General features: G+C 67.9%; 15 protein-coding genes. 6 read left to right on the top strand and 9 right to left on the bottom strand.

Features of this window, described 5'->3' with window-relative positions; translation table 11 throughout:
- Positions 1–98: 98 nt before the first annotated feature.
- Entirely contained in the window at positions 99–1,106 is a 1,008-nt protein-coding gene (locus MRBLWS13_RS07010; protein WP_349428299.1) for a glycosyltransferase family 4 protein, read from the bottom strand.
- A 253-nt stretch (positions 1,107–1,359) separates the two neighbouring features.
- Between MRBLWS13_RS07010 and MRBLWS13_RS07015 the strand changes: the two genes are divergently transcribed.
- Positions 1,360–1,659 carry a metal-sensitive transcriptional regulator gene (locus tag MRBLWS13_RS07015; RefSeq protein ID WP_349428300.1) on the top strand — a complete coding sequence of 100 codons (300 nt, stop codon included), beginning with the start codon at positions 1,360–1,362 and terminating at the stop codon, positions 1,657–1,659.
- 202 nt (positions 1,660–1,861) lie between these two features.
- Here the strand turns inward: MRBLWS13_RS07015 and MRBLWS13_RS07020 are convergent, their stop codons facing one another.
- From MRBLWS13_RS07020 to MRBLWS13_RS07035, 4 genes are all read right to left on the bottom strand, one after another.
- A complete protein-coding gene (locus MRBLWS13_RS07020; RefSeq protein WP_349428301.1) occupies positions 1,862–2,125 on the bottom strand; it encodes a metal-sensitive transcriptional regulator in 264 nt (87 codons plus the stop codon).
- Positions 2,118–3,809 (bottom strand): FAD-dependent oxidoreductase, encoded by a 1,692-nt coding sequence (locus tag MRBLWS13_RS07025; protein ID WP_349428302.1) that lies wholly within the window; start codon positions 3,807–3,809, stop codon positions 2,118–2,120. Before MRBLWS13_RS07025 ends, MRBLWS13_RS07020 begins: the two co-directional genes overlap by 8 nt.
- Complete coding sequence (locus MRBLWS13_RS07030) at positions 3,806–3,928, bottom strand: hypothetical protein (protein WP_349428303.1); 123 nt, start codon at positions 3,926–3,928, stop codon at positions 3,806–3,808. The genes MRBLWS13_RS07025 and MRBLWS13_RS07030 overlap by 4 nt, the downstream gene beginning before the upstream one ends.
- 370 nt (positions 3,929–4,298) lie before the next feature.
- Positions 4,299–5,528 (bottom strand): TRC40/GET3/ArsA family transport-energizing ATPase, encoded by a 1,230-nt coding sequence (locus MRBLWS13_RS07035; RefSeq protein ID WP_349428304.1) that lies wholly within the window; start codon positions 5,526–5,528, stop codon positions 4,299–4,301.
- Between the two features lie 179 nt (positions 5,529–5,707).
- Between MRBLWS13_RS07035 and MRBLWS13_RS07040 the strand changes: the two genes are divergently transcribed.
- Both MRBLWS13_RS07040 and MRBLWS13_RS07045 read left to right on the top strand, forming a co-directional pair.
- Positions 5,708–6,604: a hypothetical protein gene (locus MRBLWS13_RS07040; RefSeq protein WP_349428305.1), complete on the top strand. Its 897-nt coding sequence runs from the start codon at positions 5,708–5,710 to the stop codon at positions 6,602–6,604.
- Between the two features lie 90 nt (positions 6,605–6,694).
- On the top strand, positions 6,695–8,590 hold the full coding sequence (locus MRBLWS13_RS07045; RefSeq protein ID WP_349428306.1) for a heavy metal translocating P-type ATPase: 1,896 nt from the start codon (positions 6,695–6,697) through the stop codon (positions 8,588–8,590).
- Here the strand turns inward: MRBLWS13_RS07045 and MRBLWS13_RS07050 are convergent.
- The gene (locus tag MRBLWS13_RS07050; protein ID WP_349428307.1) at positions 8,584–10,263 is read right to left on the bottom strand and encodes an AarF/ABC1/UbiB kinase family protein; all 1,680 of its coding nucleotides are present in this window, start codon (positions 10,261–10,263) and stop codon (positions 8,584–8,586) included. The genes MRBLWS13_RS07045 and MRBLWS13_RS07050 overlap by 7 nt on opposite strands.
- Before the next feature lie 146 nt (positions 10,264–10,409).
- On the opposite strand from MRBLWS13_RS07050, the gene MRBLWS13_RS07055 reads away from it, so the two are divergent.
- Positions 10,410–10,814, top strand: coding sequence for a TM2 domain-containing protein (locus MRBLWS13_RS07055; protein WP_349428308.1), 405 nt, complete (start codon positions 10,410–10,412; stop codon positions 10,812–10,814).
- A gap of 86 nt (positions 10,815–10,900) precedes the next feature.
- Here MRBLWS13_RS07055 and MRBLWS13_RS07060 read toward each other — a convergent pair whose 3' ends face one another.
- Genes MRBLWS13_RS07060 through MRBLWS13_RS07070 form a run of 3 tightly spaced genes read right to left on the bottom strand, consistent with a single transcriptional unit; the run spans position 10,901 to position 14,712 of the window.
- Complete coding sequence (locus MRBLWS13_RS07060) at positions 10,901–11,578, bottom strand: WS/DGAT domain-containing protein (protein WP_349428309.1); 678 nt, start codon at positions 11,576–11,578, stop codon at positions 10,901–10,903.
- Positions 11,575–12,132 (bottom strand): wax ester/triacylglycerol synthase domain-containing protein, encoded by a 558-nt coding sequence (locus tag MRBLWS13_RS07065; protein WP_349428310.1) that lies wholly within the window; start codon positions 12,130–12,132, stop codon positions 11,575–11,577. The genes MRBLWS13_RS07060 and MRBLWS13_RS07065 overlap by 4 nt, the downstream gene beginning before the upstream one ends.
- A gap of 57 nt (positions 12,133–12,189) precedes the next feature.
- On the bottom strand, positions 12,190–14,712 hold the full coding sequence (locus MRBLWS13_RS07070; RefSeq protein ID WP_349428311.1) for a glycosyl hydrolase family 65 protein: 2,523 nt from the start codon (positions 14,710–14,712) through the stop codon (positions 12,190–12,192).
- A 225-nt stretch (positions 14,713–14,937) separates the two neighbouring features.
- Here MRBLWS13_RS07070 and MRBLWS13_RS07075 point away from each other — a divergent pair, with 225 nt between their 5' ends.
- Positions 14,938–16,089, top strand: coding sequence for a polymer-forming cytoskeletal protein (locus MRBLWS13_RS07075; RefSeq protein ID WP_349428312.1), 1,152 nt, complete (start codon positions 14,938–14,940; stop codon positions 16,087–16,089).
- Positions 16,086–16,289, top strand: coding sequence for a hypothetical protein (locus MRBLWS13_RS07080; protein WP_349428313.1), 204 nt, complete (start codon positions 16,086–16,088; stop codon positions 16,287–16,289). Before MRBLWS13_RS07075 ends, MRBLWS13_RS07080 begins: the two co-directional genes overlap by 4 nt.
- The last annotated feature ends 23 nt before the right edge of the window (positions 16,290–16,312 follow it).

Here is a 16,312-nt window from a genome sequence, read left to right on the forward strand (position 1 = left end):
CCGACGGCATCCCTCGTGGAACTGCGCCAGCGTCGCCGCGGTCCGGTTTACGCGACCGGTGAGCATGGCTGCGCTTTGTTTCGCACCCTACACCACCCTCATGTGCGGCTTCGGGGCGAGGCGAGGACCAGCTCGTAGACCTCGAGGTAGCCATCGACCATGCGCTCGACGTCGAACCGCTCCCGGGCCCTGGCGCGGACGGTGCCGCGATCGAGCGCCACCGCGCTGGCGACGCGGTCGACCGCCGCGGCGACATCGTCGACGACGAAGCCGGTGACGCCTTCGTCGATGATCTCGGGCATCGACCCGCGCCGGTACGCCACGACGGGGGTGCCGCACGCCATGGCCTCTACGACCGACAGCCCGAACGGCTCGTCGAAGTGGATGGGATGCAGCAGCACCGCAGCCGATGTCAGCACGTCTGCGCGCTCGGCCGGGCCGACCGATCCGCGGTACACGACTCTGTCGCCGTCGATGCGGGGTTCGATCCGCTGCGCGAAGTACGCGGCATCCTGGACGATCCCGCAGATCACAAGCCGACGTCCTGCGCGCGCGGCGATCTCGATCGCGTCGGCGATGCCCTTGTCAGGGTGTATGCGCCCGAACACGACGAGGTCGTCGCCCGTCGATGCCGGGCTGTCGAGTTCGACCATGTCGATGCCGTGGTGGACCGTCGCGACGTAATCGAGGCCAGGTGAGCGGTCGGCATCCGAGATCGAGACGAAGGCGGATGCCGACCGTTCGTAGGCTGGCAGGATCGCGTCACCCGAGAAGCCGTGGATCGTCGTCACCATCGGTGCCGCCCACTGGGCACCGAACACGAGCGGCAGCCAATCGAGCTGGTTGTGCACGATGTCGAACTCGGCGGACCGCTCCATCGCACGGGCGACATGCAGCGCCTCCCACACCCGGCCATCCATCTGCGGATCCTCGGCGTAGCCGTGCGGTGCCACGAACTCGAGCGCCGCGGCCGTCTCGGAGTCGGCGGTCGCGAACAGCGTGACATCGACGCCCCTGCGCACCAGCCCCTCGGTCAAGAGGCTGGTGACGCGCTCCCACGGTCCGTAGTGGCGCGGCGGTGTGCGCCACGCGATCGGACCAAGCATGGCCACCTTCACGGTGACCGCTCGGTGGCGTGTGCCGGATTCATGCCGCCTTCTGTCTCGATCATGAGGGGAGGCTACGCCTGCGCTGACCGGGCGAAGCGACGCAGAGCCCGTCGATCCCCGAGTGCGCGTGCCGGCAGGAGACAGCGGACGGCGGGGATGACACGCTCTGTGTCGTGTCAGAGCGCCCTCGAACATACCCAGGCGGGTATCCTTGCAGGCAGGAACACAGCCGAGGAGTGAGGAAGCCCACATGACGAGCAACGACGCGACTCTTTCCGACGTGGATGGCGCGGCAGATCTCGCTGCGCAGCAGCGCAAGATCGTCAATCGGCTTCGTCGTGCGGAGGGTCAGCTCGGCGCTGTCATCCGGGCCGTCGAGTCCGGCGCCGAGTGTCGCGACATCGTGATCCAGCTGTCGGCCGTCTCGAAGGCGCTCGATCGGGCGGGATACGCCATCGTGGCATCGGCGATGCGCACCTGCATCGCCGACCCGGACGACAAGTCGATGACGCCGGAGGAACTTGAGAAGCTGTTCCTCACTCTCGCGTGAGGCTCACTCCCCCGGGCCGGTTCAACGACCGAAGAGTCGGGCGAAGAATCCGTTGGACGGCTCGTTGGCGTGACCTTCACAACGCTGAGACGCGGGGACGCCGCGCATGACTTGGTCGACGTGCTGTCCACACCCGGACCAGGTTGTTTTTCCACATTTCTCGCATTTCACGGCGTAACACATGGGTTGTCTCCTCCAGGGGTCAGGCGAGCATGAGGAAGAGCTTTTCGAGCTCTTCGGTGGTCAGGTCGTCGTCGCCACGTTCGATATCGGGGCTGGCGACGCACTCCTTCATCGCCGTCGAGATGATGACGAAGCCGGCGCGGTTCAAGGCGCTGGAGACGGCGGCGAGCTGGGTGACGACATCACGGCAGGGTTCATTGGCGTCGACCGCCGCGATCACCGCGTCCAGCTGTCCGCGCGCGCGACGAAGCCGATTCGAAATGAGCTTCTGGGCGTCAGACACCCTGCAGCACCCCTTCGGTCTCGAGCACGTCTGAGGCTCGCGCGCCGAGTGCGGCGCGCAGGGTGAGGATGCCGCCCGAGAGCGACGCAGAGTCCATGCCGGCCTGGGCGAGCACACGATGGGCGATGGCCGATCGCACACCCGAGGCGCACATCACCCGAACCGGACGACCCGCCGCCACTTCCCGCACCTCGTCGAGGCGTTCACGTAGCTCGGTGTGCGGGATGTGCAGCGCGCCCGGCACGTGACCGGTATCCCATTCATCGGGGCGGCGCACATCGAGGATCAGCGCCTCATCGAGCACTTCGTCCAGGTCCTCGGAGTACCAGAGCGCCAGCGTCCCGTTCAGGACGTTCTCGCCGACCATGCCGGTGAGGTTCACGGCATCCTTCGCCTGTCCGTACGGCGGGGAGTAGGCAAGGTCGAGATCGATGAGCTCGTCGACGGTCATGCCTGCGCGGAGGGCGGTGGCCAGCACGTCGATGCGCTTGTCCACGCCCTCCGTGCCGACAGCCTGTGCGCCGAGCAGCCGACCAGACTCGGGATCGATGTGCACCACGAGATGAATCTGGCTGGCGCCCGGAAAGTACCCGGCGTGCTGGTTCGCATGCAGGTGCAGCGTACGGAAGTCCGTGGCAGTGGCGTCGAGCGCCATTCGGTTCGCGCCGGTCAGCGCGGCAGTCAACGACCCGACTCGAACGATGGCGGTCCCGACGGGCTGAGGGATCTCACGCGCAGTCTCGGGTCGGATGATGTCGTCGGCGACGAGCCGGCCGGCACGGTTGGCGGGACCGGCGAGAGCGACGGGGCGTCGAGCGCCGGTGATCGCATCGACGCTCAATGTCGCGTCACCCACTGCCCAGATGCCCGGGACGCTCGTGCGACCGTGGCTGTCGACGATCATCGCTCCACGCTCGCAGGCGACGCCGGCTTCCTCGAAGACCGCGGTGTCGGGGCGCACGCCTACGGACATCACGATGAGGTCTGCCGCCAGTTCCGTGCCATCGGCGAGCACCACGGTGTCGGCATCCGGTTCGTGATGGATTGACGTGGCCGCTATGCCGACACGCAGATCAATACCGAGTGCGCGCAGTTCTTCAGACACCAGCCACGCCAGTTCCGGCTCGACCGGCGGCAGCGGCTGCGGCGCCAGCTCGACGACCGAGACGTCGAGGCCTTGCGCCGCCAGCGCTTCAGCCGCTTCGATGCCGATGAATCCCGCGCCGAGGATGACAGCGCGGCGGGCGCCCTTGGTGACGATCTCTCGAAGGGCTACGGCGTCCTCCACCGTGCGCAGGGTGCGTACCCTGGGCGAGTCGACGCCCGGGATCGGCGGAACGAACGCGGAGGCACCGGGCGACAGCACGAGCGCGTCGTAAGCGATCTGCTCGAGCCCGTCCGCCGAACGGACGGTGACCAGGTGCGCGTCTGAGTCGACAGCGATGACTTCATTGCCGGGTCGCACATCGAGCGCGAGCGCAGCGCGCAGCGAATCGGGCGTCTGGACAAGCAGCGCGCGCGGGTCGACGATCTCGCCGCCGACGAGATACGGCAGTCCGCAGTTCGCGTACGAGACGTGAGCGCCTCGCTCGAGCACGATGATCTCGGCTGATTCGTCGAGCCGACGGGCACGGGCCGCGCAGCTCATTCCCCCGGCGACCCCGCCGACGATCACGATTCTCATCTCACGACCTCCGCTGCCTGGTTCGTGGGGCTGATCTCGGCCCGGACAGCGTCCATGTCCGACGCCCGGACGGCGTCGAGGGCCGGCAGACCGGCTTCGATGATTTCAATGGTCGGCATGAGTTGCTTACCCCCCAGGGTATTTTTCGACGCAGACTTCTGCCTGCAGGCTCTGATCACGAACGGGCTCAGGGAACGACGGTCGCGTACTCCGCCGGCGTGCGAACGTCGACGATCACGGTGTCAGCATCCAGTTCGATGGACACCGGCGAACCGGCGCAGCCCCTCACGCCGATGGCCAGGGCGCCTGCACATGGCTTTCACCTTTCCCGTTGGACGACTACAGACTAGCATACCCCCTGGGGTATCGTTCTGCGACGACGAGACGAGCTGGAGCAACACGCGCGCAGCGCCGTCCCAGCGCGACAGCCGACGCATCACCGGACGCTTGGCGCCGCTCAGCAACGAACCGCGAGCAAGAGGCGACTCCTCAAGCGGCGGGCTGCGAGATGGCGCCGGTCAGTGCGGACAGCCGCGTGACACCGATCGGCTCCTCTGCGAGCAGCGGGACGATCGCGACCCGATCCGCCAGCGCGCGCACGTGCGCGATCTGCGCAATCTCGTAGCGGGCACGCGTGCGCAGAAAGGCCGACTCCTCATGGCCACGCTGGGCCAGCGCGAGCGCCAGGGCCGCGGCGATAGTCGTCTTGCCGACGCCGCCCTTCCCCATGCACATCACGAGGCAACGACCGTCGCGCTCGATCTCGTCCACGAGCGCCGCCAAGGGGGCATCCGGCAGGTCGGGGACCGCCGCCCCGTCGGCAGCCGGCGCAGCTGCACGATCCGGTCCGAAGAACGCGCGGAGCGCGTCGAGACCGACGACGTTGCCCGCCTTCAACTCCAGGACATCGCGTGGCAGATCGGCGATCGTGGCTGGCACGGCCGACAACGCCGCCGCCTCGCGCGCGCGAACCGCCGATGCGATCGGCTCGTCGCCCGCTCGATCAGGAAGAACGCCGTTGATCACGACGAAGGCGTGCGTCATGCCGATCGCCGTCAGCTCGGAGAACGTGCGCTCGATCTCCGTCAGCGCGGACGGCTGAGGGCGGGCGACCAGAACCAGTCGGGTGCGGGCCGGGTCGGTGAGCGTCGCGACAGCGGCCGCATACGTCGCGCGCTGCTTCTCGAGGCCGGCGAGAGGTCCGAGGCATGAGGCGTCGCCGCCCGTGGAGAGGAACTCGGTCCATGAGCCGGGCAGTTGCAGCAGCCGGATCGTGTGGCCGGTGGGCGCCGTATCGAAGATGACGTGGTCGTAGTCTGCGTATTCGGAGTCGTCCGTGAGTAGTCGGGTGAACTCATCGAACGAAGCGATCTCGGTCGTGCAGGAGCCCGAAAGGCCCTCGGTGATCCCTGCGATCTCCATCTCCGGCAGGAGCCCGCGAATCGGTGCGATGATGCGCTCCCGGTAGGCCTCGACGGCTTGCTCCGGATCGATCTCCAAGCCCGCCAGTCCGGGCACCGACGGGATCATCGTGACGAGATTGCCGATCGTGATGCCGAACACCTGACCGAGATTAGATGCAGGATCGGTACTGACGAGCAACACCCGCCGCCCGTGGCTCGCCAGCTCAACGGCGGTCGCGCACGCGACCGAAGTCTTGCCCACGCCGCCCTTGCCTGTGAAGAACGGGAACCGTGGCGCGTTCTCGACGTATCTCATGATCGATACCCATCTTCCTCGCGCCCAACGAACGAGCCGGGTCCAAGGTCCCGCACGGCCGACGCGCCGGTCTGGCCGGCGCCGCTCCTGCCCCGCGGCGGTTCGAAGAGTCCGGAACGATCGCCTGGGCGGGACCTTCGGCCCAGCCGGGTCGCGATCGACGGGTCCACTCTGTCGACATGCTCACGTCGCGACCTGTCGCCGGCTTCCTCGTGCGTGTCACGCTCGCGCACGTCGTCACCTACTTCGCTGTCGGGCTGGTCGCGGCGACGGTCTTCAACTACGAGGAGCTGTTCGCCCAGCCGATCATCCGTGACTTCATGCGCCCGTTCGGTTCGGTCGCGGTGATCGTCGGCCCTCTCCTTCAGGTGGTGCGCGGACTCATCATCGCAGCGGTGCTCCTGCCGTTCCGCTCGGTCCTGGTGGCACGACTCGGGTGGCTGTGGCTGTGGCTGCTCTTCATCGGGGTCGGAATCCTGTCCACACCCGCAGCGGCACCGGGCTCGCTGGAGGGGGCGGTGTACAGCCAGCTGCCGTGGTGGTATCACCTCATCGGCATGCCGGAGATGCTGGTGCAGACGTTGCTGTTCAGCGCCCTCACCGGTCTGATCGCGCGGCACCCCGACGGGGTCATGGCGGCCCTGCCTCCCGTCTTCGATCGGGTCATCCGTGCCCTGGTCGTGACATGCCTGTCGTTCATCGGCTATGCGGTCGTCTCGGTGATCTTCGCTCTCGCATCGGGTGCCGCCGTGGGGTCGGCAGAGAACCTGTCGCCGGCGGTGCAAGGGGTGTTCGTCGCACCGTTCGTCGCCAACGGTGTCATCGCGTTCTTCGCGTCCGCGAACGGGTCGCGTGGGCGGGCTGCCGCGGCACTGATCTCCTACGCCTTCGGAGCCGTTGCCATCCTCAGCTACCAGGCACTGGTCTTCGGAAGCGCGGGTCTTCTCTACGCGCTGGTCGCACCGGTCCTGCCGGCGGCGATCCTGTGGTTCGCCACATCTCGGGCGCCCCGCGAGGACCCGGCGTCGGTCGATGACGCCGAACGGTCGGTCAGCCGGCCCGGATCACTGCGTTGAGTCCTGACCGGTGAGCATGATCCGCCCGCGGCGAGCCGAGTCCCACGGCCGGCTCGAATACCGCCTCCGCGGTCTGGGAGGCTGACCCGTATGCGGTTCCTTCGATCGATGTGGACGTATCCGGTCATCACGGTGACAATCATCGTGCTGGGAAGCGTCCTCGCGCTCGAAGCGGCAGGCGAAGCCCAGCTCGCCCGCTGGACCGCGGTGGCCTGGGTCGGCGCGGTGGTCATCTGGACGCTCGTCGGCATGGTCCGCGACGTTCTGAAGGGCCACGTCGGGCTCGACATCCTGGCGGTGGTGGCGATGGTCGCGACCTTGGCGGTCGACGAGTACATCGCATCGCTCATCATCGTCCTGATGCTCTCGGGGGGCGAGGCGCTGGAGGACTTCGCGCAGCGGCGAGCCAAGCGCGACCTGACGGCGCTGCTGGATCGCTCGCCACGGATCGCACACATCGTCGAACGCGCCGCCGATGCGAGCCCACGGCAGGGCGAAGTGGTGGACGTCGCCGTCGACGACGTCGCCGTCGGCGACATCCTGCTCGTGCGGCCGGCGGAGATCGTCCCCGTGGACGGGGTGCTGCTCTCCGAAGACGGCGCCTTCGATGAGTCCTCACTGACCGGCGAGAGCCTGCCGGTCAGCAAGACGGCCGGCGACGAGGTCCTCTCCGGCGCCATCAACGGCACCCGGATCGTCCGCATCCGCGCCGCGCGTGGCAGTGCCGACAGCCAGTATCAGCAGATTGTCGCACTCGTGCGCAGCGCCCAGGAGTCCCGCGCCCCGGTGGTGCGGCTCGCCGACCGGTTCGCGATCCCCTTCACCGCCGTCTCGCTCGTGCTGGCCGCGACAGCGTGGGCGCTCTCGGGCGATCCGACCCGGTTCGCCGAGGTGCTCGTGCTGGCGACACCGTGCCCTCTGCTCATCGCGGCGCCCGTGGCGTTCCTCGGCGGTCTGTCACGCTCGGCAAAAGCCGGTGTGATCATGAAGGGCGGCGCGGTGATCGAGCAACTGGCCAGGGTGCGGTCGGCGGCCTTCGACAAGACCGGCACCCTCACACGGGGGAAGCCGACGCTGGTAGCGGTGCGCGCCGTTGATGGCTTCACCGCTGACGAACTTCTGCGGTTGTCAGCATCTGCCGAGCAGTATTCGACTCACGTGCTCGCCGACGGCATCCGCCAATCCGCCGCCGAGCGGGGGCTCGACCTCGTCGCGGCCGAGGACGCGAGCGAAGTCGCCACGAACGGTGTGACCGCCCGCATGCACGGACGGACCATCGTCGTCGGCAAGCCCGCCTATGTCTCATCGATCGCCCCGGACACGCACCGGACCGTGCTGGCCCCAGGGCAGGCTGCGGCCTACGTCGCGGTGGACGGGCGGTACGCGGGGGCGATCGTGCTCGCCGACGAACCCCGACCCGAGTCACGGGCGGTCATCTCATGGCTGCGAAGCAACGGGGTGGAGCGGATCACGATTCTCACCGGGGACGCCCACACCACAGCCCAGTCGATCGGGGAGGCGGTCGGCATCGACGAGATCCACGCGGAACTGCTTCCGGGCGAGAAGGTGCGTCTGGCGGCGGAGCTGAGCCCCGGTCCGGTGATGATGGTGGGCGATGGAGTGAACGACGCGCCGGTGCTGGCAGCCGCCGACATCGGCATAGCCATGGGCGCGAAAGGCGCGACCGCGGCGGGGGATGCCGCAGACGTGGTGATCCTCGTCGACTCGGTCGCGAAGGTCGTCGACGCCATCTCGATCGCCCGGCACACGCTGCGGGTCGCGCTCACCTCGATCTGGATCGGAATCGGGCTGAGCATCGGCCTCATGATCGTCGCGATGACCGGTGTCATCCCCGCCGTGGCGGGGGCGCTCATCCAAGAACTCGTCGACCTGGCGACCATCCTGTACGCACTGCGCGCCTTGCGCGGGCCTGTCAGCGAGGTCCCCGCCGGCGTCGCCGCGGCACCCGGGACGCCAGGTCAGTGAAAGCGCCGATGCCTGGCTGTCCAGGAGAGGTAGGCACCGAGTGCCCCGATCGCCCCCAGCCCGGCACCGACCATCGTGCCGCGCCAGGAGCCCCATCGCCGGTCGGACGACACCAGCCCGCCGATGCCGCTGATCAGGGCGGCGCCGATCATGCCGGCGACGAGCCGGTTCCCGATTCTCTCCGCCCGCCCGACAAGCGGCTCGAGTTCGGCCGCTCGCAGGTGCACCTGGATACCGGTGGTGTCTGCGGCATCCACGAGCCGGCGGAGGATGCTCGGGAAGTCGAGTGCGAGTTCGCCGACGTCGATCGAAGCCCTCGCGAGGCGCTTGGCGATGGCGGAGGCTCGCAGCCGCTCCCAGGCCAGGCGTTCGGCGTAGGGCCCGAGCGCTTCGCCGAGGCGGAAGTCGGGGTCGAGCCGCATGGCGAGCGCTTCGATGAGCAGCAGCGCCTTGAAGAGCAGCATCATCTCGCGGGGCAGCCGAACGCGGTTGGTGCGGAGAAGGGTGAACAGGTCCGCCATCATCGGGGCGAACGGGGTCTGCCGGACAGAGCGCAGCTGGTACCGGGCGACGAACGGACGCAGATCATCGCGCAGCGTCAACCGGTCGACGGACGCCCCGGTCACCGAGACGTCGATCAGGGCTGATGCGAGGAGCTCGGCGTCACCGCGGACCATCGCGATGAAGAGGCGGCTCAGGTGTCCTCGCAGCTCCTCGCCGATCACGCCGACCATGCCGAAGTCGATGAGCGCGATCGCGCCGTCAGGATGGATGAAGAGGTTCCCGGGATGCAGGTCCGCGTGAAAGAACCGATCCTCGAAGATCATCTTCAGGACGATGTCCGCGCCCCGCCGGGCGACGAGGTTGCGGTCGACGTGGGCGTCATCGAGGGCGCCGACATCGGCGATATTCATCCCCTCCATCCGCTCGAGAGTGAGGACTCGCGATGTGGTGTGCTCCCAGTAGACGCGCGGGATGATGACGGAGGGGTCCTCCTTGAAGTCGCGAGCGAATCGCTCGGCGTTCCGGCCCTCCTCGAGGTAGTCGAGCTCCGCACGGATGGTCGCGACGAATTCGTCGACGATCGCGACGACATCGACGTCGCGAGCGAACTGCCATGTTCGGGTGGCCCGGGACGCGAGGTTCTGCAGTATCTCCAGATCGGTCTGCACGAGCGAGACCGCGTCTGGTCTACGGACCTTCACGACCACTGGCGTTCCGTCCGCAAGGGTCGCCGCATGCGCTTGGCCGATCGACGCGGATGCCAGTGGCTGGTCCTCGAATGACGCGAAGACCTGCTCAGGCGGGGCGCCCAGCTCACTGCTGATCACCTCGCGGATCAGATCCACCGGTACAGGCGGTGCGGCATCCTGCAGCTTTGCGAGTTCGGTGACGAAGGCGGGCGGAAGCAGATCCGATCTCGTGGAGAGGAGCTGTCCGAGCTTGATGAAAGTCGGGCCCAGCTCTTCGAGCGCGGCCCGGAGGTGAATGGGCGCCTCCGCGGTGAGCTCCCTCAGCGCGCTCCCGGCGCCGCCCCGCGCACCCCGGAAGGTCCGATCGAGTCCAAGAAGGCCCCACAGGACCCCGAGGCCGTGACGACGCAGCGCAGAGCCGATCTGGCGATACCGACCGATGTGGGTCCGCTCGGGAGTGTCCTGCTGGTCCCCGCTCATGGATCCGACCCTACGCGCCGATGAAGTCGGATCGACAGGTACGGGGCGGGGCCGCTTCGGTGCCATGTGCGGCCGCAGAGCGCGGGACCTTCGACCCGAAGACGTTCGGCGCGACCGCGGGAGAGTGAGACGAACAAGGAGGCAACATGTCCACCACCTCACCCCCGGCCGCAACTGCCGGAGAAGCACTCGCCCCTCAGACAGCGATGGCGTCCGACCGATCGTTCATTGCGACATGGATGTTCTCGTGGCTGCTGGGCTTCCTCGGCGTCGATCGTTTCTATCTCGGCAAGGTGGGCACCGGGGTTCTGAAGCTCCTGACGCTCGGGGGCCTCGGCATCTGGTGGCTCATCGATCTCATCCTCACGCTGGCCGGCGTGCAGCGCGACAAGGATGGGCGTCTGCTGCCCGACTTCGAACAGCACAAGATGATCGCGTGGATCATCACGGCGGCCGGGTTCGGTCTCTGGATTCTCACTGCCGCGATCTCTCGCGTGTTCATGTACGTGCCTGAGCAAGTCTGGCCGATGATGCCCTGGTGGCGCGGCTAGCGGCCGAGGCACCGTTCCGCGCACGCTTGTGGCGTGTGATCGTCCGCATCTTCAATGGGGGGCGATGATCGGCCGCCTGCGGCCACCTACGTGGTCAGCCGGAGGAGTTCCTGCGCCATCCCGTCAGCGAAGGCGGAGCCAGGGATGCTCGCTGCGTCGACGTGGATCCCGCACCACAGCCGGCCCTCGTACGACAACGCAGCGACACCTGATCTGACGTTCGCGGCCAGCACTGCAACCGGCCAGATCGCCGCGACCGGAGCCCCGCAGAGGCGCAGGGTTCCGCTGGGACCGGGGACGTTGGTGACGAATCCCGCCACGAGGCGCTGTCGCCGGCCGACGACGTCCATGACGCGCGCGCCGACCGGGCCCCGCATGAGCTCGAGCGTGCCCTGCGCCCTGGCCCGGGGCTTCTCGCGACGCGTCTGCTCGGCGATGAGCCGCAGGCGATGGTCGGCGTCGGTCTCGTCGAGCGGCAGGCGCACGAGCATCACCCCCACCTGATTCGCGGAACCTTCGTGTCTCGTCAGCGCAACCGGGACCGAGACCGGGAGCGACTTCGGAATCGGTTCGCTCAGTGCAGTCAGCACGGCCCGGTAGCCCGCCGCTACAGCGTCGAGGAGAGCATCGTTCACGGTGCCGCCGAGCGGACGCACATGTGAGGTCAGCGAACCGAGGCTGACATCAAGGAACCTGACGCCGTGAAGGGCGCTGCGCGGACCGAGGAGCGCGGTCTGCCCGACGCCGTGATTGATGACGGTCACGAGAGTCCGCTGAAGCCCCACGGCGATCCGCCGCGACCTCTGCGCGAGACTGGGGCCCGGCGCCGCCGGGCGGGTCGCAGACGGCACGGGCGCGGGCGCGCGCTGCGCATCTCCTGGAAGAGCGTCCGGGCGATGGCGACCGCCGACATCCCGTCCGCGATCGCGTGATGGATGCGCAACACGATTCCGAGCCCGTCCGTCGTCGCCCCCGGCACGACGAGGAGTTCCCACAGCGGCCGGTCCAGCGGCAGCGGCACACACATCAGGCCGGCGCAGACCTGCTCGAGTCCGCCGACCCCGCGCACAGCCGGAATCGCGCGAACGTGGTGTTCGAGGTCGGGCGCGAGTTCCGCCCAGGCATGCCGACGACCCACCGGCACAGCGACGCGGCAAAGCTGCGGAAGCGTCTCGATGCGCTCACTCAGCCCTCGGCGCAACATCGGCATGTCGGGCAGCCCGTTGGGCCTTACGAACCCTCCGGGGCGCACAAGTCCGGCGACCAGGAACACGTTGACCTGCCCGGCGTGGTCCAACGTGAAGTTCGCCTCGTCCACCGCGGCAAGCCGTGCTCGGGTGACCATACCCCGATGTTCGTCGCCGGGGCCACGAGATCAGGGACGAAGGTCCCTTCGATCTCGAGCGGCTGACGGTCCGGCGTCCGCGCGGAGAAGGGGGAATGTCCTTTCCTCGCCGGGGCCGATCTCGAACTCCGTCCCCTCGACGACGATTCGGACGGGTGCCGCGCGCCCCTCCACGGAGACGATGTGCAGCTCGGCCTGCGTGACGGTCACGCTGAGCGCCAGATCCCGGTACGTGAGATGAAATCTCACCGCATCGATCTCGACGGGCAGCAGGGGATGGAACCAGAGACGATCGCTGCGCATCTCGAGTCCGATGTAGCAGCGCGTGACGATGTCGACGGACCCCGCCATCGCGCCGATGTGCACGCCTTCGCGTGTGGTGCCGTGCTGGATGTCGTCCAGATCGCTGTGGAGCGCCCGTTCGAGAAACGTCCATGAGCGCGCGCGGTCGCGTCGCGCCTCGAGCCACGAGTGCACGACGTTGGACAGCGTGGAGCCGTAGGTCGAAGTGGCCGAGTATCGGTCCACAGTGCGCACGATCGCATCGGGCGGGAGGTCGTAGCCCATGTCGGCGAGCAGGTCCCTCAGTTCCTCCGCAGAGAGGAGATACAACAGCATGAGCGCGTCGGGCTGCTTCGACACCTGATACCGGTTGGTCGTGTCCTGATCGGCGTCGAGGATCAGGTCGAGCCTGCCGATCCAGGGCTGCGCTCTTCGGTAGACCTCCAGGTCGATGGATTCGAGTTCCTGGTAGCCGTCGAACTGCGAGAGCGTCCCATCGTCGTTGAACACCACGGTGAGTCTGCAGGCGATCCGGTGCCATTCGTCCGGCTCACCAGGCAGGATGTCGAGCCGCCTCCATGCGAGCCCTCCCGGATGCCGCCGCAGCAGGTCCACCGTCGCAATGGCTCGTCGCAGCACCCATGCCGTCATCACATTCGTGTAGACGTTGTCGCGCACGCCCTGGCCCGGACGGTCGATGTAGCCGTCGTGGAACTCGTCGGGTCCCATCACATGGTCGATGGAGTACCGATCCCGTGCGGGATCGTAGACCGCGAGTGACGCGAAGAACCGGGCGACCCCGACGATCAGGTCCCCGCCGTCATGAAGAAGAAACTGGATGTCGCCGGTGGATTCGTAGAACTGCCACGCGCTGAACGCGATCGCCAGGCCCACGTGCCGCTGCAGCGAGGAGTTGTCCGGTATCCATCGCCGGTTCAACGGGTTGAACAGTCGCCGCGGCGTCACGTCGTCGCCGGCCATTCCGCTCTGCCAGGGAAACATGGCGCCGACGTGACCCGCCAAGAGAGCCGCCCGCTGCGCTTCCCCGAGGCGCCGGTGACGGTACGCGAGCAGGGCCGCGGTGAGCTGAGGCCGTCGCAGCGTGATGAACGGGTAGACGAACAGTTCGTCCCAGAACACGTGACCGTCGTACGCCTCGCCGTGCAGGCCGCGGGCCGGGACGCCGGCATCGAGGTCCGTGTCGACGGCACTGAGGGTCTGCATCACATGGAAGGCATTGAAGTGCAACGCCAGCGCGATCTCTCCGGCGGGTTGCATCTCGACGGCGAACTCGAGCCAGAGGCGTTCCCACGCCTGCGCGTGAGCGATCAGCAGTTCGTCGAAGCTTGCGGCGATCGCGACTCCGTCCGCGGCGGACTTGGCCGGCGTGAGCACCGCGCGATCGCGGGACGTGCTGACATGCACCACCTTCTCGATCACCAGGGGAACGCCCGCAGCGACCACCGCGGTGAACTCGTGCGCGACCGATCCGTCGGGGTCGGCGTCGAACCGGCGCGCAGGACGCAACTCGGTATCGCCGAGTCGCACCGTCGTGCGGGCCGCGGTGGCGATGCGGATGTGGGAACGCGCGGTCTCCACCTCGAGCAGCACCGTATCGGGCGTCTGTTCGCGCAGGAGCGTCGGGCGCAGGTGCCGATGCGTTCGCGGCGAATGGTCGGGCACATTGGTGTTTGCGACCCGGCCGTCGACGCCCGCGCGCACCGTCACGGGACCGGACCAGTCCACGGGAAGGATGGAGACCCGCATCGCGGCGAGCCGCGGCGTCGCCTGTGAGACGAACCGATCGCTGCGTATCGTCGTCACCCTGCCCTCGCGGTCGCGCACGGTGATGTTCCGGGTCAGGATGCCGTGGCGAACGTCGAGCTCCTGACGGAACTCGAGCAGATCCGCATCCGCGAAGGAGTCGATGTCGAACCAGCCGTCGTCCGCGAGACGGAACTGCAGACGCAGCCAATTCGGCGCATTCACCACCTCTTCGCCGGGCATCTCCACGCCATCGACGATCCCGTCGACCTCGTCGTAGACACCGGCGAAGTAGGTGCCGGGGTAGTGCACGTCGTCCGCGACCGACTCCTCCGATGCCCCCCGCGTGCCCCAGTAGCCGTTGGCGAGCGTGCAGAGCGACTCGCGCCGCCCCTCCTGCGCCGGCTCGTACTCCTCGAACGCGACCACCCAGGTGTCGACATCCGCAAGCTCGTCGGGATGTCGGATGCCGCAGGAGCGTTCACGGTGGCGGCCAGACCCTGCCATGGCCCCACCGTACGCGGCGCGGCCCCCGCTCGGTGGGACCAACGACCCTGCCGGATAGCGGGCAGAGCCACGCGGCCGGTGGCCTGCACGGCCGGCGGTACGAGTGCGCCTGCTGAGCTGACCAGACGAGGCGCGGGACCTTCGGCACTACCGGGCCGCCCCGCCGACCACGCACCGTGGAGTCATGTTCATGCAGCCGTGGGTCGATTCGATAGAGGCATCCCGATGATCGGCCGACCGTACGTACGCCGATTTCTCACCGTGGTCCTCGCGGCCGGCGTCCTCATGCTCGGCACCGGCGGCGCGGCCGTCACTGGCAATCCCTCCCCGCATTCCGACGCTGTCGCGGCAGCGACCGAGGACGATCGCGAAGGCCCTCAGTTTTACTCCGGCTTGGTGATCGATGTCTCCGGCGCGATCGACGGCGACGTGTACGCCTCGGGCCAGACAGTCACCGTCAGCGGCGATGTGACCGGCGACGTGATCGCCGCAGCGCAGACCATCACGATCACCGGCACGGTGGAGGGAGATGTGCGCCTGGCCGGCCAGGATGTCTCGATCACCGGCGAGGTCTCTCGAAGCGGGACGGTCTTCGCCGCGAACTTCACGCTGGGCGACACCGGATCGTTCGGCGCCGACGTGGTCGCCGCTGCGGGAAGCATCGGCATCGCCGGTGAGGTCGGCGGCGACGTCGTGGTCAGCGTCGGCCGTCTCGTCATCGACGGATCGGTCGACGGAAGCCTGACCTACGTGAGTGGCGATGACGCGGACATCGCAGAGGGCGCGGTGGACGGGACCGTGAAACGCGTCGAACCTCCGCAAGCACCCCGGGTCGAAGTCTCACCCTGGGCGGTGTTCGTCGGCTGGTTCCTCGGAGTGTTCTACGCGCTCGTCGCGCTCAGCCTCATCACACTGTTCGCCGGTCTGCTCTTCCCACGCTGGCTGCATCGCGTCACCGACCACCTGCGGCCATCGCCATGGAAGGCCCTGCTCGTGGGGTTCGTCTCGGCCATCGCCGTGCCCGTCGCGCTGCTGTTCTTGACCTTCACGATCATCGGGGCCCCGCTGGCGCTGGCCGGCGCGCTGGTGTGGACCGTGATGGTTCTTTCGACCTTCGTCTACAGCGCGTACTACCTCGGGCGCCTCGTGTTCCGCGACAGGCAGCATCCGGTGGTCATGTCGCTCGTGGGTGGTGTGATCCTCATCGTCGCACTGCAGATCCCGTGGCTGAACATCGTGGTCTGGCTCGCGATGGTGTTCTTCGGACTGGGCGCCCAGCTGCTCGAAGTGCATCGTCAACGGCCATGGCGGCGAGCACCGGCGACGAGCCGCGAGGTTCGTGCGGGATCTGATCCCATCGAGGAGGGGCAACAATGACCGAGAGCCGCCGTAGCACTCAGGTCGTGCAACAGACGGGGCCGTCGGCGGTGTTCTTTCTGCTCGCCTTCATAGGGGCTGCCGTCTACTTCGTCTCACGTTCCGACGGTTCGTTCTGGGGCGTCGTGCTCGGCATACTGCAGGCGATGGTGTGGCCCGCGTACGCGACCTATCACGCGCTGGATCTACTGGGGGCCTGAGCCGCGTCGAGGAAGCGTTGCTG

Origin of the sequence: Microbacterium sp. LWS13-1.2 (assembly GCF_040144835.1) — a bacterium.
Classification (GTDB): domain Bacteria; phylum Actinomycetota; class Actinomycetes; order Actinomycetales; family Microbacteriaceae; genus Microbacterium.

Bases quoted from the DNA above. Each gene is read 5' to 3' on its own strand.
- MRBLWS13_RS07010 (WP_349428299.1), bottom strand. From the start codon at position 1,106: ATGCTTGGTCCGATCGCGTGGCGCACACCGCCGCGCCACTACGGACCG.
- MRBLWS13_RS07025 (WP_349428302.1), bottom strand. From the start codon at position 3,809: ATGAGAATCGTGATCGTCGGCGGGGTCGCCGGGGGAATGAGCTGCGCG.
- MRBLWS13_RS07070 (WP_349428311.1), bottom strand. From the start codon at position 14,712: ATGGCAGGGTCTGGCCGCCACCGTGAACGCTCCTGCGGCATCCGACAT.
- MRBLWS13_RS07055 (WP_349428308.1), top strand. From the start codon at position 10,410: ATGTCCACCACCTCACCCCCGGCCGCAACTGCCGGAGAAGCACTCGCC.
- MRBLWS13_RS07030 (WP_349428303.1), bottom strand. From the start codon at position 3,928: ATGCCGACCATTGAAATCATCGAAGCCGGTCTGCCGGCCCTCGACGCC.
- MRBLWS13_RS07035 (WP_349428304.1), bottom strand. From the start codon at position 5,528: ATGAGATACGTCGAGAACGCGCCACGGTTCCCGTTCTTCACAGGCAAG.
- MRBLWS13_RS07045 (WP_349428306.1), top strand. From the start codon at position 6,695: ATGCGGTTCCTTCGATCGATGTGGACGTATCCGGTCATCACGGTGACA.
- MRBLWS13_RS07080 (WP_349428313.1), top strand. From the start codon at position 16,086: ATGACCGAGAGCCGCCGTAGCACTCAGGTCGTGCAACAGACGGGGCCG.
- MRBLWS13_RS07075 (WP_349428312.1), top strand. From the start codon at position 14,938: ATGATCGGCCGACCGTACGTACGCCGATTTCTCACCGTGGTCCTCGCG.
- MRBLWS13_RS07040 (WP_349428305.1), top strand. From the start codon at position 5,708: ATGCTCACGTCGCGACCTGTCGCCGGCTTCCTCGTGCGTGTCACGCTC.
- MRBLWS13_RS07015 (WP_349428300.1), top strand. From the start codon at position 1,360: ATGACGAGCAACGACGCGACTCTTTCCGACGTGGATGGCGCGGCAGAT.
- MRBLWS13_RS07050 (WP_349428307.1), bottom strand. From the start codon at position 10,263: ATGAGCGGGGACCAGCAGGACACTCCCGAGCGGACCCACATCGGTCGG.